Source organism: Pseudomonas sp. ADAK2, assembly GCF_012935755.1.
Taxonomy (GTDB): domain Bacteria; phylum Pseudomonadota; class Gammaproteobacteria; order Pseudomonadales; family Pseudomonadaceae; genus Aquipseudomonas.
Window position 1 is genome coordinate 4,224,836 of the sequence record NZ_CP052862.1, and the last position, 22,183, is coordinate 4,247,018.

Genomic DNA, 22,183 nt, shown 5'->3' on the forward strand with positions numbered 1-22,183 from the left:
TCCTGGAAATTGTCGCCTGGCTGACAGAGCGAACGCTGAACCCGGGGCATGATCCATCACCCTACAGGAGGAATAACAATGAAAAGCCTCGTTGACCATCTCAGTCAATACGCCGCGTATCACCGTGACCCGCGCAATATCGTCAGCCACTTTATCGGTATTCCACTGATTGTGGTGGCGGTGGCGGTTTTGCTGTCGCGGCCGCAATGGGCGGGAGGCTGGGTTTCACCGGCGGTGCTGCTGGCGCTGGCGTCGGCGTGGTTTTATCTGCGCCTGGAGCTGCGCCTCGGGGTGTTGATGACGGTGTTGCTGGGCTTGTGCATTTGGGCAGGGCAAATGCTCGCGCAGCAAAGCACCATGATCTGGCTGAGCAGTGGCGTGGCGATGTTTGTGATTGGCTGGGCGATTCAGTTTGTCGGCCATCATTACGAAGGACGCAAACCGGCGTTTGTCGATGATGTGACGGGGTTGATTGTCGGGCCGTTGTTTGTGGTGGCGGAGTTGGCGTTTTTGTTGGGGTTGCGGCATGACCTCAAGGAGCAGATCGAGGCGCGGGTGGGCGGTGTGCGTTTGCGTCAGAAAAACGCAGCGGTGTAGATCGCATTCGCGGGCAAGCCTCGCTCCTGCAGGATTTTCGTCGGTCGTGATGACAACGTTGTCCTGTAGGAGCGAGGCTTGCCCGCGAAGCTTTTGATCTTAGATATTGGCGACTTTCTGCCAGACCTTGGGCTTGAAGAACAACGTCTCACCCTTGGCCAACCCGACCAGACTGTCGTGATCCTTCACCACTTCCGCCTCGATCAATTCGCTTTGCCCTTCCACCTTCAACGTCACCCGCGTGGTAGCGCCCAACGGTCGGATATCCCGCACTTCAGCCGCGTGGTGGTCCTCCAGCTCATGCCGCGACAGCGACACTTCGTGGGGGCGGAACAGCACGTGCTTGTCGTCCCCCAAGTGCAGACGGTTCGAATCGCCGAGGAAGTGATAAACGAAATCGCTGGCCGGGTTTTCGTAGACGTCGCCCGGTGAACCGATCTGCTCGATCACACCCTTGTTCATCACCACGATGCGATCTGCGACTTCCATCGCCTCTTCCTGGTCGTGGGTCACGAACACGGAGGTCAGGTTGATGTCTTCGTGCAACCGCGCCAGCCAGCGACGCAGTTCTTTGCGAACCTTGGCATCCAGTGCGCCGAACGGTTCGTCGAGCAGCAATACTTTCGGCTCCACTGCCAAGGCGCGGGCCAGGGCAATCCGCTGGCGCTGCCCACCGGACAGTTGCTCCGGGTAGCGATCCGACAGCCAATCCAGTTGCACCATATTCAGCAATTCGTGGACTTTGACCGCGATCTGGCTTTCGCTCGGGCGCTGGTTTTTCGGCTTCATGCGCAGGCCGAACGCGACGTTGTCGAACACCGTCATGTGGCGGAACAAGGCGTAGTGCTGGAACACGAAACCGACGTTGCGATCACGCACATCGTGGCCGGACACGTCTTCGCCGTGGAACACGATGCTGCCTTTATCCGGGGTTTCCAGGCCGGCGATGATCCGCAGCAGCGTGGTCTTGCCGCAGCCGGACGGGCCGAGCAGCGCCACGAGTTCGCCGCTCTGGATGTCCAGGCTGATGTCGTTCAGGGCCTTGAACGCGTTGAAATTCTTGCTGACGTTACGCACTTCGATCGACATGAATTATTCCTCCGCGGCGCTGGCGCGCAGGCGGTTAATACGGTTTTCGCTCCACTGCTTCAGCAGCAGGATGAAGAGCGCCATGATCAGCAACAGGCTCGCCACAGCGAACGCGGCCACGTGGTTGTATTCGTTGTAGAGGATCTCGACGTGCAGCGGCAAGGTGTTGGTCACCCCGCGAATGTGCCCGGAAACCACCGACACCGCACCGAACTCACCCATCGCCCGCGCGGTACACAGCACCACGCCGTAGATCAGGCCCCATTTGATATTGGGAACGGTGACGTGCCAGAACATCTGCCAGCCATTGGCGCCCAGCAGGCGCGCGGCCTCTTCTTCCTGGGTGCCTTGTTCCTGCATCAGCGGGATCAGCTCACGGGCCACGAACGGCACGGTGACGAAAATCGTCGCCAGCACGATGCCCGGCAAGGCGAAGACGATCTGGATGTCGTGATCCTGCAGCCACGGCCCAAACAGGCCCTGGGCGCCGAACATCAGCACGTAGACCAGACCGGCAATCACCGGCGACACCGAGAACGGCAAGTCGATCAGCGTCACCAGCATGCTCTTGCCACGGAACGAGTACTTGCTCACGCACCACGCCGCGCTGACGCCAAACACCACGTTCAGCGGCACCGAAATCAGCACGGCGATGACCGTGAGTTTCAGCGCCGACAAGGCGTCCGGTTCAAAGATCGCGGTGAAGAACGCGCCCAAGCCGTTTTTCAGGCCCTGGGAGACCACGATAAACAGCGGCAGCAATAAAAACAGGGTGAAGACCAGCCAGCACAAGCCGATCAGGATGCGCCGTGAAGTAGCGCTGCCACGGCGGGCAGCGTTGGCCGAAGAGGCGGCCGCAATAGACGATTGGGACATGGTTCGCGCCTCCTTATGGGGTTTCGATGCGCCGCTGCAGCAAGTTGATCAGCAGCAACAGGACGAAGGAAACCACCAGCATCAACACGCCAATGGAGGTAGCACCGGTGTAATCGTATTGGTCGAGCTTGACCATGATCAGCAGCGGCAGGATCTCGGTTTTCATCGGCATGTTGCCGGCGATGAAAATCACCGAACCGTACTCGCCGACGCCCCGGGCAAACGCCAGGGCAAACCCGGTCAGCCAGGCTGGCAGCAGCGCCGGTACGAGGATATGGCGGAACACCTGCAACGGTTTGGCGCCGAGGCACGCCGCCGCTTCTTCGACTTCACGGGGGATGTCGGCCAGAACCGGCTGCACCGTGCGCACCACGAACGGCAGCGTGACGAAGGTCAGTGCCAGGGTGATGCCGAGCGGGGTGTAGGCGATCTTGAAACCCATGTCCGCGGCGAACTGCCCGACCAGGCCGGTCGGCGTGTACAGCGCGGTCAGCGCGATACCGGCGACAGCGGTGGGCAGGGCGAACGGCAGGTCGATCATCGCGTCGATGATCTTGCGCCCCGGGAAGGTGTAGCGCACCAACACCCAGGCCAGCAACGTGCCGATGATGCCGTTGATGATCGCGGCATACAGCGCCGTGCCGAAGCTCAGCTTCAACGCCGCCAGCACTCGCGGCGCGGTGACGATGGCGTAGAACTGATCCCAGGTGAGTTGGGAGGCATGGATGAACATCGCCGCCAGTGGAATAAGCACAATCAGGCTGAGGTACACCAAGGTGTAGCCCAGCGTCAGCCCGAAGCCGGGTATGACGGGGGAGATACGACGCGACATAAAAGTCCTTGGTTGAGAACGCGCAAAGCCCCGACGGTTAAATCGGGGCTCGTTTTATGGCTGCTGCAAGTTACTGCGCCTGGTAAATCTGGTCGAACACGCCACCGTCATTGAAGAATTTCGGTTGGGCAGTTTTCCAGCCGCCGAAGTCTTTGTCGATGGTCACAAGGTCCAGTTTCGGGAACTGCTTGGCGTATTTGGCCGCTACGTCTTTGTCACGTGGACGGTAGAAGTTTTTCGCGGCGATTTCCTGACCGGCCGGGCTGTACAGGTGCTTGAGATAGGCTTCGGCGATCTGTTCGTTGCCCTTCTTCTCGGCGTTCTTGTCGACCACGGCCACTGGCGGCTCGGCGAGGATCGACAGCGAAGGCACGACGATCTCGAACTTGTCCGCGCCGCCGTCTTCTTTCAATGCCAGGAACGCTTCGTTTTCCCAGGCCAGCAACACGTCGCCCTGACCGTTGTTGACGAAGGTGATGGTCGAGCCGCGAGCACCGGTGTCCAGCACAGGTACGTGCTTGAACAGGGTCTGGATGTAATCTTTGGCCTTGGCCTCGTCACCGCCGTTGGCTTTCAGGCCATAAGCCCAGGCCGCGAGGAAGTTCCAGCGTGCACCACCGGAGGTTTTCGGGTTCGGGGTGATGACCGACACGTCGTTCTTGACCAGGTCGCCCCAGTCCTTGATGCCTTTAGGGTTGCCCTTGCGCACCAGGAACACGATGGTCGAGGTGTAAGGGGTGCTCGCCTCCGGCAGACGCGTCTGCCAGTCGGCCGGCAGGGTCTTGCCGAGTTTGGCGATTTCGTCGATGTCACCGGCCAGGGCCAGGGTCACCACGTCGGCGCGCAGACCATCGATGACCGCACGGCCCTGTTTGCCCGAACCACCGTGAGACTGCTGGATTTTCACGTTGTCGCCCGCGTGGTCTTTCTTCCAGAAGTTGATGAATTCGGCGTTGTAGTCCTGATACAGCTCGCGGGTCGGGTCATACGACACGTTGAGCAGCTCGTAATCCTTGGCAACCGCGGAACCCGCAAAAAGGGCGCTGGCCAGCGCGGCCAAAGCGAAATGACGAATCGACGACATGGTGAAAGCTCCTGGAATTCTGGTGGTGTTGGCTTTTCTTATGGTTGAAACCGGGTTGCCTGCTTAAAGATCGCCGCCTTCGAAAGCTCCTGCATCAATCCCCCGTAGGAGCTGCCGAAGGCTGCGATCTTTTGATCTTTCGCTTCAGCTCGGCTTGTTGGCCGGGTTCTGCAAGCGGAATTTCTCTTTGCGTTCGATCTGGACCACCTGGGCATTGTGCACAGTGATCTCCACCGCGCCGAAACGCAGATCACGCAATGCGCTCTGGATCTCACGCAAAATGGTTGCTTCGTCCTGGCCGTCAACGCTACGTAGGGATGCGCTCATGGTGCTGCTCCTTCGACTGAGAGGTTGCCTGGCAGTGGCGACACTGCTTGCGGCGTGAGGGCAATAGTAGATAGGCGCGGATATTCTTAAAAAGACTATTTAAGAATGTTTATATAACCAGAAAGTATTATTTGCTGGGACAAGGGGTTGCGGGGGATTTCACGCCCGATCATTCCCATGCTCTGCGTGGGAACGATCGGGTTAGCCAATCACTGGCGCCCGCGCCCAATCAAGTTGCTCTGCCGGCACCGGCCGCCCAAACCAATAACCTTGCCCCAGATCGCAATCGTGTTCGAGCAGGAACCCCGCCTGCTCCGCTTGCTCGATCCCTTCGGCGTGCACCTGCATCCCCATGCTTTTGGCCAACGCAATGATCACTCGCACAATCGCGCCGTCATCCTCATCCCACGGCAATCCGGCGACAAAACCCTGGTCGATCTTGAGTTTCTGCACCGGCAAGCGTTTGAGTCGCAGCAACGACGAATAGCCGGTGCCAAAATCGTCGATGGCCAGCCGCACGCCCAGTTCGCGCAAGCGGTGCATCTGCTCCAGCGCCACTTCCGGATCGTCCATCACCGCGCTTTCGGTGACTTCCAGTTCCAGGTACGCCGGATCCAGGCCGGTTTCGTGCAGCACGTGCGCCACCTGCTGATACAACTCGCGGCGGGCAAACAGGCGCGAAGACACATTCACCGCGACAAACGACAACACCACCCCAGCCTGTTGCCATTGGCACATCTGCTGACAGGCCTGCTGCATGACCCAGGCGTCGATCTCGGCGATCAACCCGGTGCGTTCGGCAACGGGGATGAACTCTGCCGGCGAAATCAATCCGCGCTGCGGATGCTCCCAGCGCACCAGCGCTTCGACGCCGATCAGGCGACTGGTTTTGAGGTCATGAACCGGCTGGTAGTAAACCCGCAGTTCCTGCAGTTCCAATGCGCGGCGCAGTTCGAAGGCGATTTCGACCCGCTGCTGGGCATGGGCGGTCAATTCTTCGGTGTACAGCGCGTAACCATCGCGCCCGGTGCTCTTGGCCTTGAACAGCGCCGAGTCGGCATTGCGCAGCAATTGCTCGGCGCTCAAGGCGTCGCTGGGGAACAGGCTGATGCCGATGCTGGCGTTGATGAACAACTGATGCCCATCGATCTCGAACGGCTCCTTGAGGCCATCGATGATCCGCTGCGCCAGCGCCGCTGCCTGCACCAGTTGCGGACAGTTTTCTGCGAGCACGGCGAATTCGTCGCCGCCCAAGCGCGCCAGGGTGATGCCCGGCGTGAACAAGCCTTTGAAACGTTCGGCCACCGCCTTGAGCATCTGGTCGCCGATGTTGTGCCCGAGGCTGTCGTTGATCATCTTGAAGTGATCGAGATCGATCATCAGCAAGGCGCAGCCACGCTTGTGCAATTGCGCCGACGTCAGCGCCTGCTCGACGCGGTCATTGAACAGTAGGCGATTGGGCAGGTCGGTCAGCGGGTCGTGGTGGGCCAGGTGCATCAGTTCGTGTTCGGAGTTCTTGATCGCGCTGATGTCGGAAAACACTGCCACGTAATGACTGATCCGGCCCAGATCGTCATGAATCAGGCGGATGGTCTGCCATTGCGGGTAGATCTCGCCGCTTTTGCGGCGGTTCCAGATCTCACCGCTCCACTCGCCAGTGCTGTCGAGCATGGCGAACATCGCCTGATAGAACGCTGGAGGGTGGTGACCGGACTTGAACAGGCTCGGCTGCTGGCCCAGGACTTCTGCACTCTGATAACCGGTGATTTCCATAAACGCCCGGTTCACATGCACGATCAGGCCTTGGCTGTCGGTCACCAGCACCCCTTCGCGGGTGCAATCGAACACGGCGGCAGCCTGGCGCAAGCGCTCGCGGTCTTCATGCCGCTCACGCAATTTGGCGCCGATCCCCAGGCAGCGGAACAATCTGGCCCGGGCGAGGAAGATTAATCCGGCGCTGAGCAGTACCCAGGCGTAACCGTTGATCAGTTGCCATCGCAACAGTTCATGTGAGCTATCGAAGAAACTGTTCAATAAATAACCACTGAACTGGAGCCAGGCTACTGAAAGCACCAGGTAAAGCAGCGCTGCACGCAAGGCATCGCGGTATGTGGCTGACATTCGGCCGTCCATGTCCCTACAAATGGGTTGGAATTATAGGTTAAAGAAACATCCAGCCACTCTTATCTGAAAGGGCGACTGGTTTTATCTGTGGGCTTAGTGATAATGCATCGGCTGTTTATTTATTTATCGAGGGCCCTATAGCCTATGTGGTACGAAGGTTTTCTCGGCTTGTCGCCCTGGTCACTGGTGGCAGTCACCCTGCTGATGACCCATGTGACCATTGTTGGTGTCACGGTCTATCTGCATCGTTATTCAGCCCATCGCTCCCTGGAGCTCAATGCCGGCCTGAAACATTTCTTCCGCTTCTGGCTGTGGTTGACCACGGCGCAGAACACCCGCGAGTGGACCGCCATCCACCGCAAGCATCACGCCAAATGCGAAACCGTCGATGACCCGCACAGCCCGGTCATCAAGGGCCTTTCCACGGTTTTGCGCAAGGGCGCCGAGTTGTACCGCGAAGAAGCGGAAAACCCGGAAACCCTGCGCATCTATGGCAAGAACTGCCCCGAAGACTGGATCGAACGCAATCTCTACAGCCGTTTCCCGCTGTTGGGCGTGGCGATCATGGGCGTCATCGACCTGCTGCTGTTCGGCACCATCGGTATCACCATCTGGGCCATCCAGATGATGTGGATCCCGGTCTGGGCTGCCGGCGTGGTCAATGGCCTGGGCCATGCCATCGGCTACCGCAACTTCGAATGCCGCGACGCGGCGACCAATCTGGTGCCCTGGGGCATCCTGATCGGCGGCGAAGAACTGCATAACAACCATCACACCTACCCTAACTCGGCAAAACTGTCGGTGAAGAAGTGGGAATTCGACCTCGGCTGGGCCTGGATCCAGGTCTTCAGTTTCTTCCGTCTGGCCAAGGTCCAGCGGGTGGCGCCGATCGCCCACCGGGTCGAAGGCAAGGGCAGCCTGGACATGGACACCGCCATGGCCATCCTCAACAACCGCTTCCAGATCATGGCCCAGTACCGCAAGCTGGTGATCGCGCCGCTGGTCAAGCAGGAGCTGGAAAAGGTCGATCATTCGGTCCGTCACCAGTTCCATCGCGCCAAGCGTCTACTCTCGCGGGAAACCAGCCTGCTGGATGACAAGCACCATATCCGCATCCAGAACATGCTCGAACACAGCCAGGCGCTGAAGGTAATTTACGAGAAACGCCTGGCCTTGCAGCAGATCTGGGTCAAGACCAGCTCAAATGGTCACGACATGCTTGCCGCCATCAAGGATTGGGTACACGAAGCCGAAGCCAGCGGTATTCAATCCCTGCGCGACTTCGCCGACCAGCTGAAAACCTACTCCCTGCGCCCTGCCGCAGTCTGACGCCGTTGATCGGTGCGCCCCATTCGCGGGCGCACCCTTCGGAACTAAGCTCCAAATCCCCTATCTCAAAGACACTTCGCCATCCAGGCGGGCCGAGACCTGTTATCAATTATTTCCCACCAACGCGTGACGCGCCTGTTGTGGCACAAGAAATAATCGATAAAGGGACCACGTAGTGGCCGCTTTCGAAACTCGAGCGGCGCACGCCCTTTGAGATTTGTGCCGATGGTCAATAAAAACCTACAAGACTCATCCCTCCCCCAGTGGCCAGAAGCCGCGCAAACCCTGATGGCGTTGATGCACGCCCAAGGTGAAGTCGCACGCCTGAGCGAACGCGAACAACTGTTCAGCTCGCTGCTGGTCAGCGTCAACGCCGTGCTTTGGGCCTTCAACTGGGAAACCCGTCAGGTGCTCTACGTCAGCCCCGCCTATGAACGGATTTTCGGCCGTTCCGCCGGTCTGCTACTGGCCGACTACAACCAGTGGCGCGACAGCATCTACCCCGACGACCTGGACTACGCCGAGCGCAGCCTGGCCGAAGTGCTGGAAAAAGGTGCCGTTGAAGACCGCGAATACCGCATCATCGCCGCTGACGGCCAGGTGCGCTGGCTCAGCGACAAGTGCTTCATCAACCGTCAGGCCGATCCGGGGCAACCGGTGATCATCGTCGGCATCGCCGAAGACATCACCGAAAAGAAGCAGATGGAAACCGAGCTGCAACGCCTGGCGACCACCGACGTGCTGACCCAGAGCAGCAACCGCCGGCACTTCTTCGAATGCGCCCATCGCGAGTTCGAACAGGCGCGACTGCAAGGCGCGCCGCTGGCCTTCCTGCTGCTGGACATCGATGATTTCAAAGTGGTCAACGACACCTACGGCCACCAGGGCGGCGACACCGTGCTGCAGCGCATCGCCGAGAGCGGTCGCGCGGCTTTACGTCGGGGCGATCTGTTCGGGCGAATTGGCGGGGAAGAGTTTGCGGCAGTGTTCCCCGGCTGCGCGCCGGACATGGCCATGCAAGTGGCCGAGCGCCTCCAACGGGAGATTCAGCGCCTGAGCTTCAGCCATGACGACCAGACCTTCGGCATCACCGTCAGCCAGGGCTTGACCAGCCTCACCAGCGAGGACGAAAGCCTCGACAGCCTGTTCGCCCGCGCCGATGCGGCGATGTACGAGGCCAAGCGCCAGGGCAAGAACCGCATCATCTCCGCCTGAGTTCGTGATCGTTCCCACGCTCCGCGTGGGAATGCATCCTGTGACGCTCTGCGTCACGAGTCTGGAAGGGACGCGGAGCGTCCCGGGCGGCATTCCCACGCAGAGCGTGGGAACGATCTCGCGGCGTTATTTTTTGCGTAGGCGCATCAATTCCGGCAACCCGATCTTCAGCAACCGCGCCGTCCGGCTTTTGGATAACTCCTCAATGCCCTCATGCTCGGTCAGGCGCGCCAGTTGCGCGGCCATGTTCATCACCAGCGCTTCGCGGGAGTAAACCCCGCCACCGAGCTGGTAGACCGCTGCAATCAACTCTCGCAACTCCAGCGGCAGGCGCCAGCGCGTTCGCAGCGCCGAGCCATACCCGGCGCCGAACTCGGCCAATGCGTCGCCGACCTCTTCCCATTCATCCAGCTCGCCGCCGGCCTGCTTCCATTCCTGCAAACAGCGCAGCAGCGCCAAGTCGCCGAGACGATGCAACATCCCCGCGCAATAACAGCGCTCCTGGTCCAGGTCCAGCAAGCGCGCCAGGGTCCGGCCATATTCGGCGGTGCGCAGCGACAGCTCCCAATACCGCTCGGCATAGTCCGCCAACTGCGGATCGCTAAGTCGCGCGCAACGCTTGAGCGCCAAGCCGAGAATCAGGTTCATGCTTTGCGCGGTGCCCAAGCGATGCAGCGCCTGGGACAGGGTTTGCACCCCCGCACCATGATGTTGCGCCGCACTGTTGGCGGCGGCGATCAGGACGGCAGTGATTTGCGGGTCATTGCGGATCTCGCCTTCCAGCAACGTCAAGTCGAGACCATTGGGATTAAGGCTGCGTTTGACCGCCAACTGCACGTCGGTCATCAACGCCGCACCGTCTGTCGACTCACGTCGCCGCTCCAGGTACACCGACAAGGTCATACCCGGCGACAACGTTGGCGCCTCGCACGAAACCTCTTCACCGGCGTTCAGCAGCAAATCCTGCAGACGAAGCGTCAGGCCTTCCATGTCCAGCGGTTTGGTCAGGTACGCGGTAGGCGCCAGGGGCAAGGCTTCGCGCACGCTCGCGATGTCGTTGCGACTGCTCATCAGAATGAACGGCAGCGGCGGGTTGCGTTTGCGCTGGCGCACACTGCGCAAGACGTTCATGCCATCGATGCCCGGCAACTCCCAATCGACGATCACCAAGTCATAAGGCACTTCCGACAGCAGCTCCATGGCCTGCTGGCCATCAGCACACAGGTCCAGCCGCGCGTCGCAGCGCACATTCAACAATACCTGCTTGAGCAGGTCGCGGGACCAAGGGTCAGCTTCGGCAATCAGCACTCGCGGAACAGCGGGTAACACCACAGCGGTCATTCGTACACTCCAACGGCAATGCATGAACCTTAGTCAATGCCGGCCTTTCGATACAGCGCGATGTGTTCCGCGGACACGAAAAAACCCGCCGAAGCGGGTTTTTTGTCGATCAACTCACATATTCATGTGAGCACTGTAAATCAGAGCTCCGAGAAACACTCTTCGATGATGGCCAGACCTTTGTCCAATTGCTCGTCCGGCGAAGTCAGCGGTACCAGCACGCGCAGAACGTTGCCGTAGGTGCCGCAGGACAGCAGGATCAGGCCCTTGTCGCGCGCCTTGGCCACAACGGCGGCGACTGCTGGAGCGTTCGGCTTGTGGCTGTCGCCGTCGACGAACAGCTCGACCGCGATCATCGCGCCCAGAGCACGGACTTCGCCGATCACCGGGTACTTGGCCTGGATAGCCTTCAGGCCAGTGACCAGACGCTCGCCGACTGCCTTGCAGCGATCCAGCAGGTGTTCTTCTTCGAACACTTCCATCACGGCCAGAGCCGCGGCGCAAGCGATCGGGCTACCGGCGTAGGTGCCGCCCAGGCCGCCTGGAGCAATGGCGTCCATGTATTCGGCTTTGCCGCACACACCGGCCAACGGGAAGCCGCCAGCGATGGATTTGGCGAAGGTGGTCAGGTCGGCAGCAACGCCCATCTGTTCCATAGCGAAGAAAGTGCCGGTACGGCCAGCGCCGGTCTGCACTTCGTCAGCGATCAGCAGGATGCCGTGCTGGTCGCACAGGGCGCGCAGACGCTTCATGAATTCTTTCGGAGCGACGTAGAAACCGCCTTCGCCCTGAACCGGCTCGATGATGATTGCAGCGATGTCACGCGGCTCGGCGTCGTTCTTGAAGATGCGTTCGATGCTGGCGATCGAGTCGTCGACGCTCACACCGTGCAGTTCGTTCGGGTACAGCGCGCGGAAGATGCCACCTGGCATCAGGCCCATGCCGGCCGAGTAAGGCACGACTTTACCGGTCAGGCCCAGGGTCATCATGGTGCGACCGTGGTAAGCGCCGGTGAACGCAATCACGCCGGCACGGCCAGTGGCGGCACGGGCGATTTTCACGGCGTTTTCTACCGCTTCGGAACCGGTGGTCACCAGCAGGGTTTTCTTGGCGAAATCACCTGGCACCTTGGCGTTGATTTTTTCGCACAGCTCAACGTACGGTTCGTAAGCCAGTACCTGGAAGCAAGTGTGAGTCAGCTTGTTCAGCTGCGCGGTCACGGCGGCGATGATTTTCGGGTGCAGGTGACCGGTGTTCAGCACGGCAATACCGCCGGCGAAGTCGATGAACTCGCGACCTTCAACGTCAGTCACGGTGGCGTTCTTCGCGGACTCGGCGAAGATCGGGTGAATCTGGCCAACACCGCGTGGTACAGCGGCTTCGCGGCGTTTCATCAGGGATGCGTTAGTCTTGCTCATAAAGTCCTCATTCACCGCTCATCGGGCGGCGTAGTTCAAGGAAAATGCGGCGGGGAGGCAACTACGGCAGCATGCGATGATCGACTGCCACAGCTTTCCCGGCCACAGAGAAAATTCCATTTGAAGCGCAGAAAGGGACAGCGCTCTCGTGCCCTTTCCGCTTGAAGCAAAACGCCTTGCCGAGCTTAGATGCCCAGGCAGAGGTATTTGATTTCCAGGTAATCTTCGATGCCGTACTTGGAGCCTTCACGGCCCAGGCCCGACGCCTTGATGCCGCCGAACGGCGCGACTTCGTTGGAGATCAACCCGGTGTTGACGCCGACCATGCCGTATTCCAGGGCTTCAGCCACACGGAACACACGGCCCAGGTCACGGGCATAGAAGTACGAAGCCAGACCGAACTCGGTGTCGTTGGACATCGCGATCACTTCGGCTTCGTCTTTGAAGCGGAACAGCGGCGCCAATGGACCGAAGGTTTCTTCCTTGGCCACGGCAGCGTTTTTCGGCACGTTGGTCAGAATGGTCGGCTCGAAGAAGTTGCCTTCCATGACCTTGCCACCCGCCAGAACGGTCGCGCCTTTGCTGATCGCGTCAGCAATGTGCTCTTGAACCTTGGCCACGGCTTTTTCATCGATCAGCGGGCCAGTGGTGGTGCCTTCTTCCAGACCGTTGCCGATCTTGAGCTTGGCCACAGCCACTTTCAGCTTCTCGGCGAACGCGTCGTAGACCGAATCCTGAATGTACAGACGGTTGGCGCAGACGCAGGTCTGGCCGTTGTTGCGGTACTTGGAAATAATCGCGCCTTCGACGGCCTTATCCAGGTCCGCGTCGTCGAACACGATGAACGGCGCGTTGCCGCCCAATTCCAGGGACACTTTCTTGATGTCCTTAGCGCATTCAGCCATCAACTGACGACCGATTTCGGTCGAGCCAGTGAACGACAATTTACGCACGATCGGGTTGCTGGTCAGCTCGCTGCCGATGTCGCCGGCGCTGCCGGAAACCACGCTGAACACACCGTTCGGAATACCGGCACGCTGGGCCAGTTCAGCCAGAGCGAATGCGGAGAACGGAGTTTGCGAAGCAGGCTTGAGCACCATGGTGCAACCGGCGGCCAGGGCCGGGCCGGCCTTACGGGTGATCATCGCGGCCGGGAAGTTCCACGGGGTAATTGCAGCGGTCACGCCGATAGGCTGCTTGATCACAATCAAGCGCTTGTCTGGCTGGTGGCCCGGAATCACATCACCGTAAACGCGCTTGGCTTCTTCGGCGAACCACTCAATAAAGGAAGCGGCGTAAACGATCTCGCCCTTGGCCTCGGCCAACGGCTTGCCTTGCTCGAGGGTCATCAGGCGAGCGAGGTCGTCCTGATTCTCGATGATCAGCTCGAACCAGCGACGCAGCTTATTCGCACGGTCCTTGGCGGTCAGTGCACGCCAGGCCGGCAGCGCTTTATCAGCGGCTTCGATGGCACGGCGGGTTTCGGCAGCGCCCATCTTCGGCACAGTGCCCAGAATTTCGCCCGTTGCCGGGTTATTGACCTTGATCGTCTGACCGTTGTCCGCATCGACCCAAGCGCCATCGATAAAGGCTTGCTGGCGGAACAACTGGGTGTCTTTAAGCTGCATGTCGGCTTTCCTTAACAGCACCGCGACCAGCGCGGAGCGAATTATGATTGTAGAAAGGCGCCTCGAAGGCTGCCGTCAGGGAAATCATTCACCGGGCTGAAGCACATAAATAGCGCACTGATCGAAACTCGTGCGGTTCAGCACCCAGACAAGAGCGTTTGAAATCTCGAACGAATCCTAGGATCAATGCCGGGAAAGGACAATAGGGCGTTCGAAAAAAAGAACGAAAACGGCGCATTTGCGGATTTTTTCTGATCAACGTAGCAAACGGCTGTTACAGGTTAGAAAAACACAGGCTATTCAGCAGCATGGACGCCCGCAACGCTTATGAGTATCATGGCGCCCGCTTGCACCAGTAGCTCAGCTGGATAGAGTACTGCCCTCCGAAGGCAGTGGTCGTGGGTTCGAATCCCGCCTGGTGCACCATATAGCAGTCTAGACCTGTCTCAGACAGTCTACGAAACCCCCAAGAAGCCCGCCCTGTGCGGGCTTTCTTGTTTCTGGCTATCCATCCCTGTCTACCCCTATAACTTCACGCCGTGTATGCCCACGTGTATGCTTTGAGATTCATTGAACTGGAGGCATACACGCAGTGAAGCGTTCTGAAATCAAACGCCGCCCACTGGCCGACACTACTCTCGCAGGATTGGAGCCGGAGAATGCGACGTACCGGGAGCAAGACGGCAACGGCTTGTATTTTCGGGTGAAGGCAAATGGGCAGAAGTCGTGGGAGTTGCGCTACAAAAAACCAGACGGGAAATGGTCCTGGCTGGGCCTAGGCGGTTACCCCGAAATCAGTGGTTCGCTAGCCAGGCAGAAGGCGGCGCAACTGCGGGATGACGCATCGACTGGTAAAAATCCTTTAGTCAGTAAGCAGGCTCGTAAGATTGCTGACCGGGTGGCTGCCAACAACACTTTCGAAGCATTAGGCCGCGAATGGTTTGAGGCTAGGCGCTCAAGCTGGGAAGCCGGCACGTCCCGTCGAGTCCTTGGAGCCCTGGAGCTTCACGTATTCCCCGTTTTCGGCAAACGCATCTACACAGAAATACTGCCCCTTGAATGGATGGAGTTTCTGCGCGGCATGGAGCAGAAAGGGATCATTGAGCAAATGGGCAGGGTTCGGGCCTTCTGCAAAGAGATCTACGACTTGGCACGCGTGACGGGCCGAGCGATCCACAACCCACTTGAAGGCCTCAATAAATTTCTACAGACACGCAGTGCTGAAAATTATGCACACGTATCAATAGAAGAGTTGCCTGCATTACTTCGTGCTATCAACTCTTACCCTCACGCGAAGGATGTCCGTCTAGGTCTACGTTTGCTCGCCTTATTAGCAGCACGCCCGAGTGAGATTCGAGAGGCACGTTGGTCAGAGATCGACCTCAACAAAAAGCTATGGACGATTCCAGCCGAGAGAATGAAGCGTCGTCGCGAGCATGTTGTGCCTCTATCTCGCCAGGCCATTGAATCAATAACGGAGCTACGCACGCTGACAGGTGCATACCCCCTCCTCTTCCCAGGGAGAAAAGATCGAACCATCCCCCGTAGCAATACCGTCTTTCTGATGGCGCTGCGCAGACTGGGATACGCGGGCCGGCAAACTGGCCATGGTTTCCGCCATATCGCGAGCACGATTCTTAATGAACAGGGCTTTGACGAGAACCACATTGAGGCCCAGCTTTCTCATGTAAAAGAGGGAATTGCAGGGGTGTACAACAAGGCGGTGTACCTGCCTCAGCGCAAAGTCATGATGCAGTGGTATGCAGATCATCTCGATGAGCTAGCCACTGGCAACGTGGTGCAAGGTCAATTTGGAAAGGTGATATGAGGGTTCTTATCCATCCCTCCTCCAAAAGAGGTGTAACGCGTGTTACTCGTGTAACACACCTTGCCAACCGACTGAATTCGTTGGCTTTTATTCCTGTAACACGTTTGTGCGACATTCAATACTCTCCGTGTAACGCCGTCCTACTGTGTAACGCCAGAACAAGCCCTCACCTGCTGCAGGTCGACGTTCTGCGCTCGCGGCTAAAGCGCGACTCTCGCTGGTCATGCCTGCAAAACGCAGGGCGTGGGATCGAGCGTTACACGATGCGGGAGAGGCTGAACAATGACTCATGACCAGATCATTGCGCACTCAGCACTAACGTCTGGCCTGAGGGGGTATCTATCAGACCAAACGCTTTACGCTCTCTGCCGCGAACAGCTCACTGACGTGTGCTACTTGATCGATCAGTGTTGTCTGCGCATCCAGAATGGCGGCATAGATAGCGATCTCAGCAACATGTGCATCAAGACCACCGTACATGAGGAGACCATTTTCCAGTATGCGTCCACTGACCACAGAGCGCGCCTCGCGCATTGGGTTCGCCAATACAGCAACTGTTACTCCGCTTCGGAGCGAGAGGCGCACGCGGCCTACATCATGGCATGCGCCGTGAAGGCACTCGGGATCTTGGGCGACTGGATGCGTGAAGCCGATCAAAAGGTCTGGTCATATGTGTCGAAGCATCCGACCGACTGGCCGTGGGATTTCTACTGCAACTTTGTGGAGACGCAGATTGATCCTGAAGAGCGCATTGAAGCACTCGATCAATTCGCACTTCATCTGGAGCCGATTATTTCGCTGCCCTGCCTGGTCAGTGATGAATTGACCCCCTTCGCTGATCGGGCTATCAAAAACGCCATTCGCACGAAAGGCGGCATCATCAGCGGAATAGAGCGGGCTCAAGACATAAGCGCACGCGACGCGGCAATCACAAATCAAGGCCGCCACTACTCGGCGAACGGCATGTCAAGGAGGGACATCACATCGAAGGTGCATTCCTGGCTTAAGCAGGAGGTCGCAAAACCACCCGCGCAGCGCCCTGAATGGATCGCCCTTGAAACCGAAAAGGTGCTGTCGCGCAAGAGCGTGGAGGCGATTCTCAAGCGCAATTTCGTGGTGTAAACCTGAAATTTCAAATGGAAGTGAACTGCTCACCGCCGCTCAATATCTAGACCATTGCTCTCGTCAGTCCAAACCAATCGAGAGCAATACCAATGACAAAGAACTTCGCCCACCTGCCCGCTCCAACCTTCTCAAATCTTTCCAGCCCCTTCGACTCCACTTCCGCCGTACCAGACTTAGCAACTCCATTTGACCCCGCCACCACCCTCATCAGAATGCCGCGTCTTGAGATCGCTACGGGACTCAAGCGCTCAACGATCTACAAGCTTATGCAGTGCCCCGAAAGTGGTTTCCCACTGCCAGTCAAACTGAGCAACAGCAACGCACGTGGTGCACCGGTTGCCTGGGTTTTTTCTGAAGTGCAGAGCTGGGTCAAAAGTCGTATTGAAGCCCGCGACCAGGTGGCCGCATGAAGCGCAATTTCTGCCCTTTCAAGGGGCCGTTCCTCGACTCCTACAGCATCGGATTCCGCCTTTACCAAGCCGGAGCAATCAACTGGCGTCATCGCACCATCGCGGGCGTGAGCTGGAACGGTGAAGAGCAGGAAGCGTTCTTTTTCAGCCCTGACGGCCTCGTTCTCCCACTGAAAGCCAATCCTTGGGAATTGCCTGAACTGATCAGCAAAAACGCGGTGCGCAGAGAGTTTTCGTGCGTCTACGGCACCGGTTATTTCGCCATGAGTGAAAGCCGCCTCGCCTCGCTAAAAACGCGCGGTCTGACCGACTGGGTCACCTACTGGCTGGTGGATCAATCGGCCGGGTATGCGAACGATCCGGCAGTCTGGCAACGCATCACGGATGAGGATCTCGCCGTGGAAAAGACCGCAACCGAGCGCCTTCACCAAAGCATGCGCTTGACCTCGGATCTGGCCGAGTACGTGGATGAGTGCCTCGCACAGCATCGCGATGTGATGGCCGTCGAATACCGCCGACGTTGCGCCGAAGACAGCAAGATCTTGGCTTGGCTCAAAGGCGAGACACCGCCGCCGCTGTTTGCCTCCGCGCAGGAGGCAGCATGAGCCGAAAGATCGCCGACAACACTCTGATGCACCCGTTTTCAGTGCTGCGCCGAATTGGCTTTTCGCCCCGCCTCATGCAGCGCCTTGAGCGCTATCGCAGCCAACAGGACAAGCTGGGCCGCGTCGTTAGCGTACTCAGCTGGGCCGACGGCACCTGGTGCGCCCTCTCCCTCCACTGCGAAAAGACCGGAGCCGTGATCGTCGATGAAGGCCAGCAAACGCAAGCCTACGAAGACGCACGATCCATGCTCAATGGTGGCTTCCTGCCCCTCCTGTCCCTGCGCTGGGAAGCCCATGCCTGAAACGAAAACGCCTCCGGGAGCGATCCGGAGGCGTTGAGGTAAATCTACATGCACGAACAATTTATGCCGCACCTGAAAATTCCGCAAGTCATCAACGCAGTTGCACTTTCAAAAAACGGACGTTACTCTCTGGCCGTCGCTGCAAATTCAGCGATTGGGCTTGGCGGTCCAAACAGTACAAGGCGCAACAGCGCCCCCATTACGATTGCAGGCGCTTTTTTTGTGCCCGCATTCCCGTGTTATGGCGGGTTGCGTAGGAGCACCCTCGGGTGCGCCGGTCTCCTTGTACGCCGGTCCGCCAATCCTGCGCAATCCGTCACCCTAATCTGCTTGGCGGCAGACGGTGGCGGTTCCTCAGTACAAGGAGCCTTCACAAATGCAACACGCCCTCAATCCGTTCAAAAATCGCGCCGCTGCACATCGTGCAATGGCTCTCGCCGCTTTACACGCCAACTCCAGTCTCGCCACTCGTCTTGCCCGATTCAACAACCACATGGCCAAAGCCCGCGCTCTCGAAACCGCAGGCGGTGCCCAATGAACAACGCCCTGAGCTTTTCACTCCCCGAAGATTTGCTATGCGTTAATCCAACCGTAGAAACCGGTGTGCCGATCGACGCTATCACCTGCGCCATTGCTCGCGCCGACTCGGTGCTAATGCTGCTTGAAGATCACTTCGAAAGCGAATCATCGCGCCTCGCCAATCATGTGATCGCAGCCGTCCTTTGGGATGTACGCGGCACTCTCGGCCTGATCAAAACCCTCGCCTTGCACGGTGACACCACCTCGATTCCTGCAGCGCAGAAAGGCGGTGCGCTATGACCACATCCACCACCCTTGGTAACGCCACATTTACTCGCGTGAATGCCACCGATTTGAAGTTGTTCCGGGTCAATGCCGGAGTACCGGTCGAAGACGCACTGGAGATGGTTTCCCTGCTGCAGCATCACGCCAACCAGCTCACCTTCGACGCCGCCATGAGCGACAGCGGCGAGCGCTTCAGTTGGCCAGCTCTGTGCCTGGGCGAGATGGCCAAAGCCCTGATCGACGACATCAACGACGCGCTGTTTTTGCCGAGGGCTGACGCATGAGCCAACGCCCAAGTAACTCCGCGAAACGTCCCAGCTTCGCCGACGTGAAAGCCGCTGCACTGAAAGACATTAATCGGGTTCTGACGCACTGGCTGCCCAATGGTAAGCGCGTGGACGGCGGCAAGGAATACACCGCCCCGAATCCGACCCGAAGCGATAAACGCGCCGGTTCGCTCAAAATTAGTTTGAGCAAGGGCACCTGGTCCGACTTCGCCACTGGCGACAAAGGCGGCGACCTGATCGATCTGGTGCGCTATCTGGACGGCGGCACCGACGTCGAAGCCTGTAACAAACTCGCGGATCTGCTCAACGTATCGCCCGGCACCGCCCAGTCGAAGCCAGCGCCAGGCAAGACAAAAGCACCTGAGTGGATAGCCATTCAGCCGATCCCGGCCGAGGCCATGAACAAGTGCCCGGCCAAGCACCGGCAGCAGGGAGCGCCATCCAAGGTGTGGATCTATCGTGATGCACAGGGCCAGCCACTCATGGCGCTCTACCGCTTCGACCTCGGCCCCGATGAAGACGGCAAGCCGAAGAAGGTCTTTGCCCCCCTGACGTGGTGCCAGCGCGCCGATGGCCAGACCACGCAATGGCGTTGGCAGGGTCTGCCCGATCCTCGACCACTGCTGCGCCTGGATGAACTGGCCCAACGCGCTGACGCACCGGTTGTTCTCTGCGAAGGCGAGAAAGCTGCCGACGCCGCCGCCGAACTGTTGCCGGGTCACGTGGCCACCTGCTGGCCGAACGGCTCCAACTCCTGGCACAAAGCCGACCTGACACCACTCAAAGGTCGCGACGTGCTGTTGTGGCCAGACAACGACGCCAGCGGCAAAGCGTGCATGGAAGCCGTCGCCGAAAAGCTGCGTGAAATCGGCGCCGCCTCGGCTCGAGTCATCGCGTTGGAGGTGTTCAAACGCAAGCCCACGCTGAAGAACGAACGCGCCGCCTTCGCCAAAGGTGGTCAATGGGACGACGGCGACGACGCCGCCGATGCACTCAACAAAGGCTGGAAGGCGGCGCACTTCGCCGAGCTGGAAAGCAGCGGTGAACTGTTTGGTGTAGTTGTCGAAAAGCCAGAGCCTGAGCAGGCCCAGACCAAGCCGGAACCTAAAACAAAAGCACCGTCCAAGCGACCAGCAAAACCGAAGAATGACCTGATGCCCGGTGGCTTTCGCCTCACGTCCGAAGGTGTGTTTTATTCCGGCGAAGACGGCGAAGCGCGCCCGGTGTGTTCGCCTCTGGAAATCCTGGCTCGCACCCGCGACGACAAAGGCCAGAACTGGGGCCTGCTGGTCGAGTTCGACGATCCCGACGGCGCCAAGAAACGCTGGAATATCCCGGCGCGCACCATGACCGGCGACTTCGGCAAAGACGTGCTGGGGCCGTTGGTGGATATGGGCCTGCGTCTCGCCGGTAGTCGCTCGGGACGTAATGCACGCAACGACCTGCAGAGTTACCTCGGCGGCTTTGACAGTGCGCAACGGGCACGACTGGTCACCCGCCTGGGTTGGCACGACAGCGCCTTTCTGCTGCCCGAGCAGCAGGTCGGCGCACACAGCGAACACCTGCACTTCTACGAGGCCGGCTCTCAGCTTCCGCCGATCAGTGAAGAAGGCACGCTTGAGCAGTGGCAGGAGCAGATCGGCGCCCTGTGCGTCGGCAATCATCGATTGACGTTCGTCGTCGGCGTGGCCTTTGCGGGTCCACTGCTGCACATGCTCGGCCATGAGTCGGGCGGCTTTCACTTGTACGGCGACAGCTCGGGCGGAAAGACCACGCACCTGCAAGTTGCCGCCTCGATCTACGGCGGGCCCCGTCTGGTGCGTTCGTGGCGCTCCACCGACAACGCTCTGGAATCCATCGCCGCCGCGCATTCCGACGGCCTTCTGGTGCTGGATGAAATCGGCATGTGCGATCCACGCATCATTGGCGAAACGGTGTACATGCTCGGCAACGGCACCGGCAAGGCTCGCGCCAATGATCGAGGACAAGCAGGCCGACAGGTGCAGGAGTGGCGCTTGCTGTTTCTCTCTACCGGCGAAAAGACGCTGGCTCAGCACATGGCCGAAGCCAACAAGGAACTGAAAGCGGGCATGGAGGTACGCATGCTCGCAGTCCCGGCGGATGCGAGCAAAGGGCTCGGCATGTTCGACTCGCTCAACGGCTTTGAGGATGCGGCGGCACTGGCGGACGCACTCAAGGCTAGGGTAGCGAAGTATTACGGCACACCGATCACTGCGTTCCTCGCCGCGCTGTGCGAACCGGGCAAACGCCACGGCTGGTCCGCCATCCTGCGCCGCACACTGGAAGGCTTTATCGCCCAGTCGCTACCGGCCTCGGCCAGCGGGCAGGCACACCGTGCGGCCGCTCGCTTCGGTCTTGCGGCCGCAGCGGGTGAGCTGGCCACCGCGATGGGGATCACTGGCTGGCCCGATGGAACCGCCACCACCGCCGCTCGCGTGTGCCTCAACGCCTGGATGAACGAGCGTGGCGGCGCCGGTAACTTCGAAGGTGATGCGATCTTGGCGCGGCTGCGCCAGGTCATCGAGCGCTTCGGCGAAAGCCGGTTCACCCGCTGGGAATCGGCGGCCGCAAAGATCGACGAACACGGCCCGCGCACCATCGACCGTCTCGGCTTTCGCAAGACGCTGGAGCACGGCCTGGGTGATGCGCTGCACACCACCAACACCTATTACGTGCTGCCCGAGGCATGGCGCTCGGAGATCTTCCGGGGCATGAACATCAACGCGGTGAATAAGGAGCTGCTGCAGCGCGGTGTATTGGAACCGAGTAGCGACGGCAAGGCGTCGAGTCTGGTCCGGTTGCCCGGCCTCGGTCAGCAACGCTGCTACATCGTGAAGACGATTCCGGGAATGGATGAGAGCGAGGCTCGGGCTGCCTGAGGGCATCTCTGCTGATTGAGGTAGCGCCGGCTTTTTCCCGGCCTCGCCAGCCACTCAACCAA

The 22,183-nt window shown here is 59.4% G+C and carries 21 protein-coding genes and 1 tRNA gene; 13 read left to right on the forward strand and 9 right to left on the reverse strand.

The genetic code is table 11. The features are described from left to right. The first annotated feature begins 78 nt into the window (after positions 1 to 78). On the forward strand, positions 79 to 597 hold the full coding sequence (locus HKK52_RS19415; RefSeq protein ID WP_169372165.1) for an Mpo1 family 2-hydroxy fatty acid dioxygenase: 519 nt from the start codon (positions 79 to 81) through the stop codon (positions 595 to 597). 99 nt (positions 598 to 696) lie between these two features. Here the strand turns inward: HKK52_RS19415 and HKK52_RS19420 are convergent, their stop codons facing one another. The 6 genes from HKK52_RS19420 to dibA form a co-directional block, all read right to left on the reverse strand. Next, positions 697 to 1,686 (reverse strand): sulfate/molybdate ABC transporter ATP-binding protein, encoded by a 990-nt coding sequence (locus tag HKK52_RS19420; protein ID WP_123402745.1) that lies wholly within the window; start codon positions 1,684 to 1,686, stop codon positions 697 to 699. 3 nt (positions 1,687 to 1,689) lie between these two features. Next, the gene (cysW, locus tag HKK52_RS19425; protein WP_054050211.1) at positions 1,690 to 2,562 is read right to left on the reverse strand and encodes a sulfate ABC transporter permease subunit CysW; all 873 of its coding nucleotides are present in this window, start codon (positions 2,560 to 2,562) and stop codon (positions 1,690 to 1,692) included. A gap of 13 nt (positions 2,563 to 2,575) precedes the next feature. Then, positions 2,576 to 3,394, reverse strand: coding sequence for a sulfate ABC transporter permease subunit CysT (gene cysT / locus HKK52_RS19430; RefSeq protein WP_169372166.1), 819 nt, complete (start codon positions 3,392 to 3,394; stop codon positions 2,576 to 2,578). Positions 3,395 to 3,464: 70 nt separating this feature from the next. Beyond that, entirely contained in the window at positions 3,465 to 4,478 is a 1,014-nt protein-coding gene (locus HKK52_RS19435) for a sulfate ABC transporter substrate-binding protein (protein WP_169372167.1), read from the reverse strand. A gap of 144 nt (positions 4,479 to 4,622) precedes the next feature. Continuing rightward, complete coding sequence (gene oscA / locus HKK52_RS19440; protein WP_059404116.1) at positions 4,623 to 4,805, reverse strand: sulfur starvation response protein OscA; 183 nt, start codon at positions 4,803 to 4,805, stop codon at positions 4,623 to 4,625. Between the two features lie 201 nt (positions 4,806 to 5,006). Beyond that, a complete protein-coding gene (gene dibA, locus HKK52_RS19445; protein WP_169372168.1) occupies positions 5,007 to 6,926 on the reverse strand; it encodes a phosphodiesterase DibA in 1,920 nt (639 codons plus the stop codon). 147 nt (positions 6,927 to 7,073) lie between these two features. Here dibA and desA point away from each other — a divergent pair, with 147 nt between their 5' ends. Both desA and HKK52_RS19455 read left to right on the forward strand, forming a co-directional pair. Then, the gene (desA, locus tag HKK52_RS19450) at positions 7,074 to 8,258 is read left to right on the forward strand and encodes a delta-9 fatty acid desaturase DesA (protein WP_123515975.1); all 1,185 of its coding nucleotides are present in this window, start codon (positions 7,074 to 7,076) and stop codon (positions 8,256 to 8,258) included. Positions 8,259 to 8,483: 225 nt separating this feature from the next. Continuing rightward, complete coding sequence (locus HKK52_RS19455) at positions 8,484 to 9,473, forward strand: GGDEF domain-containing protein (RefSeq protein ID WP_169372169.1); 990 nt, start codon at positions 8,484 to 8,486, stop codon at positions 9,471 to 9,473. 126 nt (positions 9,474 to 9,599) lie between these two features. On the opposite strand, the gene HKK52_RS19460 is transcribed toward HKK52_RS19455, so the two are convergent. The 3 genes from HKK52_RS19460 to gabD all read right to left on the reverse strand — a co-directional run bounded on the left by HKK52_RS19460 (position 9,600) and on the right by gabD (position 13,860). Beyond that, positions 9,600 to 10,814, reverse strand: a complete 1,215-nt coding sequence (locus tag HKK52_RS19460) for a response regulator (RefSeq protein WP_169372170.1) — start codon at positions 10,812 to 10,814, stop codon at positions 9,600 to 9,602. A 140-nt stretch (positions 10,815 to 10,954) separates the two neighbouring features. Next, complete coding sequence (gabT, locus tag HKK52_RS19465) at positions 10,955 to 12,232, reverse strand: 4-aminobutyrate--2-oxoglutarate transaminase (protein WP_123515981.1); 1,278 nt, start codon at positions 12,230 to 12,232, stop codon at positions 10,955 to 10,957. A gap of 185 nt (positions 12,233 to 12,417) precedes the next feature. Beyond that, positions 12,418 to 13,860: an NADP-dependent succinate-semialdehyde dehydrogenase gene (gene gabD, locus HKK52_RS19470; protein WP_054050229.1), complete on the reverse strand. Its 1,443-nt coding sequence runs from the start codon at positions 13,858 to 13,860 to the stop codon at positions 12,418 to 12,420. Between the two features lie 349 nt (positions 13,861 to 14,209). On the opposite strand from gabD, the gene HKK52_RS19475 reads away from it, so the two are divergent. The 10 genes from HKK52_RS19475 (at position 14,210) to HKK52_RS19520 (ending at position 22,121) form a co-directional block, all read left to right on the forward strand. Next, positions 14,210 to 14,286: transfer RNA gene (locus tag HKK52_RS19475), tRNA-Arg, on the forward strand. Positions 14,287 to 14,452: 166 nt separating this feature from the next. Further along, positions 14,453 to 15,688 (forward strand): tyrosine-type recombinase/integrase, encoded by a 1,236-nt coding sequence (locus HKK52_RS19480; RefSeq protein WP_169372171.1) that lies wholly within the window; start codon positions 14,453 to 14,455, stop codon positions 15,686 to 15,688. 282 nt (positions 15,689 to 15,970) lie between these two features. Next, positions 15,971 to 16,810, forward strand: a complete 840-nt coding sequence (locus HKK52_RS32660) for a hypothetical protein (protein ID WP_237150579.1) — start codon at positions 15,971 to 15,973, stop codon at positions 16,808 to 16,810. 92 nt (positions 16,811 to 16,902) lie between these two features. Then, a complete protein-coding gene (locus tag HKK52_RS19490; RefSeq protein ID WP_169372172.1) occupies positions 16,903 to 17,223 on the forward strand; it encodes a helix-turn-helix transcriptional regulator in 321 nt (106 codons plus the stop codon). Next, entirely contained in the window at positions 17,220 to 17,828 is a 609-nt protein-coding gene (locus HKK52_RS19495; protein ID WP_169372173.1) for a hypothetical protein, read from the forward strand. The genes HKK52_RS19490 and HKK52_RS19495 overlap by 4 nt, the downstream gene beginning before the upstream one ends. Beyond that, complete coding sequence (locus HKK52_RS19500; protein ID WP_169372174.1) at positions 17,825 to 18,130, forward strand: hypothetical protein; 306 nt, start codon at positions 17,825 to 17,827, stop codon at positions 18,128 to 18,130. Before HKK52_RS19495 ends, HKK52_RS19500 begins: the two co-directional genes overlap by 4 nt. 376 nt (positions 18,131 to 18,506) lie before the next feature. Then, on the forward strand, positions 18,507 to 18,668 hold the full coding sequence (locus tag HKK52_RS19505; protein WP_169372175.1) for a hypothetical protein: 162 nt from the start codon (positions 18,507 to 18,509) through the stop codon (positions 18,666 to 18,668). After that, entirely contained in the window at positions 18,665 to 18,949 is a 285-nt protein-coding gene (locus HKK52_RS19510) for a hypothetical protein (protein WP_123509313.1), read from the forward strand. The genes HKK52_RS19505 and HKK52_RS19510 overlap by 4 nt, the downstream gene beginning before the upstream one ends. Then, the gene (locus HKK52_RS19515) at positions 18,946 to 19,218 is read left to right on the forward strand and encodes a DUF3077 domain-containing protein (RefSeq protein ID WP_169372176.1); all 273 of its coding nucleotides are present in this window, start codon (positions 18,946 to 18,948) and stop codon (positions 19,216 to 19,218) included. The genes HKK52_RS19510 and HKK52_RS19515 overlap by 4 nt, the downstream gene beginning before the upstream one ends. Beyond that, positions 19,215 to 22,121: a DUF927 domain-containing protein gene (locus tag HKK52_RS19520; protein WP_169372177.1), complete on the forward strand. Its 2,907-nt coding sequence runs from the start codon at positions 19,215 to 19,217 to the stop codon at positions 22,119 to 22,121. The genes HKK52_RS19515 and HKK52_RS19520 overlap by 4 nt, the downstream gene beginning before the upstream one ends. The last annotated feature ends 62 nt before the right edge of the window (positions 22,122 to 22,183 follow it).

Coding starts and splice junctions, on each gene's coding strand:
- HKK52_RS19415 (WP_169372165.1), top strand. CDS start 79: ATGAAAAGCCTCGTTGACCATCTCAGTCAATACGCCGCGTATCACCGT.
- HKK52_RS19420 (WP_123402745.1), bottom strand. CDS start 1,686: ATGTCGATCGAAGTGCGTAACGTCAGCAAGAATTTCAACGCGTTCAAG.
- cysW (WP_054050211.1), bottom strand. CDS start 2,562: ATGTCCCAATCGTCTATTGCGGCCGCCTCTTCGGCCAACGCTGCCCGC.
- cysT (WP_169372166.1), bottom strand. CDS start 3,394: ATGTCGCGTCGTATCTCCCCCGTCATACCCGGCTTCGGGCTGACGCTG.
- HKK52_RS19435 (WP_169372167.1), bottom strand. CDS start 4,478: ATGTCGTCGATTCGTCATTTCGCTTTGGCCGCGCTGGCCAGCGCCCTT.
- oscA (WP_059404116.1), bottom strand. CDS start 4,805: ATGAGCGCATCCCTACGTAGCGTTGACGGCCAGGACGAAGCAACCATT.
- dibA (WP_169372168.1), bottom strand. CDS start 6,926: ATGTCAGCCACATACCGCGATGCCTTGCGTGCAGCGCTGCTTTACCTG.
- desA (WP_123515975.1), top strand. CDS start 7,074: ATGTGGTACGAAGGTTTTCTCGGCTTGTCGCCCTGGTCACTGGTGGCA.
- HKK52_RS19455 (WP_169372169.1), top strand. CDS start 8,484: ATGGTCAATAAAAACCTACAAGACTCATCCCTCCCCCAGTGGCCAGAA.
- HKK52_RS19460 (WP_169372170.1), bottom strand. CDS start 10,814: ATGACCGCTGTGGTGTTACCCGCTGTTCCGCGAGTGCTGATTGCCGAA.
- gabT (WP_123515981.1), bottom strand. CDS start 12,232: ATGAGCAAGACTAACGCATCCCTGATGAAACGCCGCGAAGCCGCTGTA.
- gabD (WP_054050229.1), bottom strand. CDS start 13,860: ATGCAGCTTAAAGACACCCAGTTGTTCCGCCAGCAAGCCTTTATCGAT.
- HKK52_RS32660 (WP_237150579.1), top strand. CDS start 15,971: ATGACTCATGACCAGATCATTGCGCACTCAGCACTAACGTCTGGCCTG.
- HKK52_RS19490 (WP_169372172.1), top strand. CDS start 16,903: ATGACAAAGAACTTCGCCCACCTGCCCGCTCCAACCTTCTCAAATCTT.
- HKK52_RS19495 (WP_169372173.1), top strand. CDS start 17,220: ATGAAGCGCAATTTCTGCCCTTTCAAGGGGCCGTTCCTCGACTCCTAC.
- HKK52_RS19500 (WP_169372174.1), top strand. CDS start 17,825: ATGAGCCGAAAGATCGCCGACAACACTCTGATGCACCCGTTTTCAGTG.
- HKK52_RS19505 (WP_169372175.1), top strand. CDS start 18,507: ATGCAACACGCCCTCAATCCGTTCAAAAATCGCGCCGCTGCACATCGT.
- HKK52_RS19510 (WP_123509313.1), top strand. CDS start 18,665: ATGAACAACGCCCTGAGCTTTTCACTCCCCGAAGATTTGCTATGCGTT.
- HKK52_RS19515 (WP_169372176.1), top strand. CDS start 18,946: ATGACCACATCCACCACCCTTGGTAACGCCACATTTACTCGCGTGAAT.
- HKK52_RS19520 (WP_169372177.1), top strand. CDS start 19,215: ATGAGCCAACGCCCAAGTAACTCCGCGAAACGTCCCAGCTTCGCCGAC.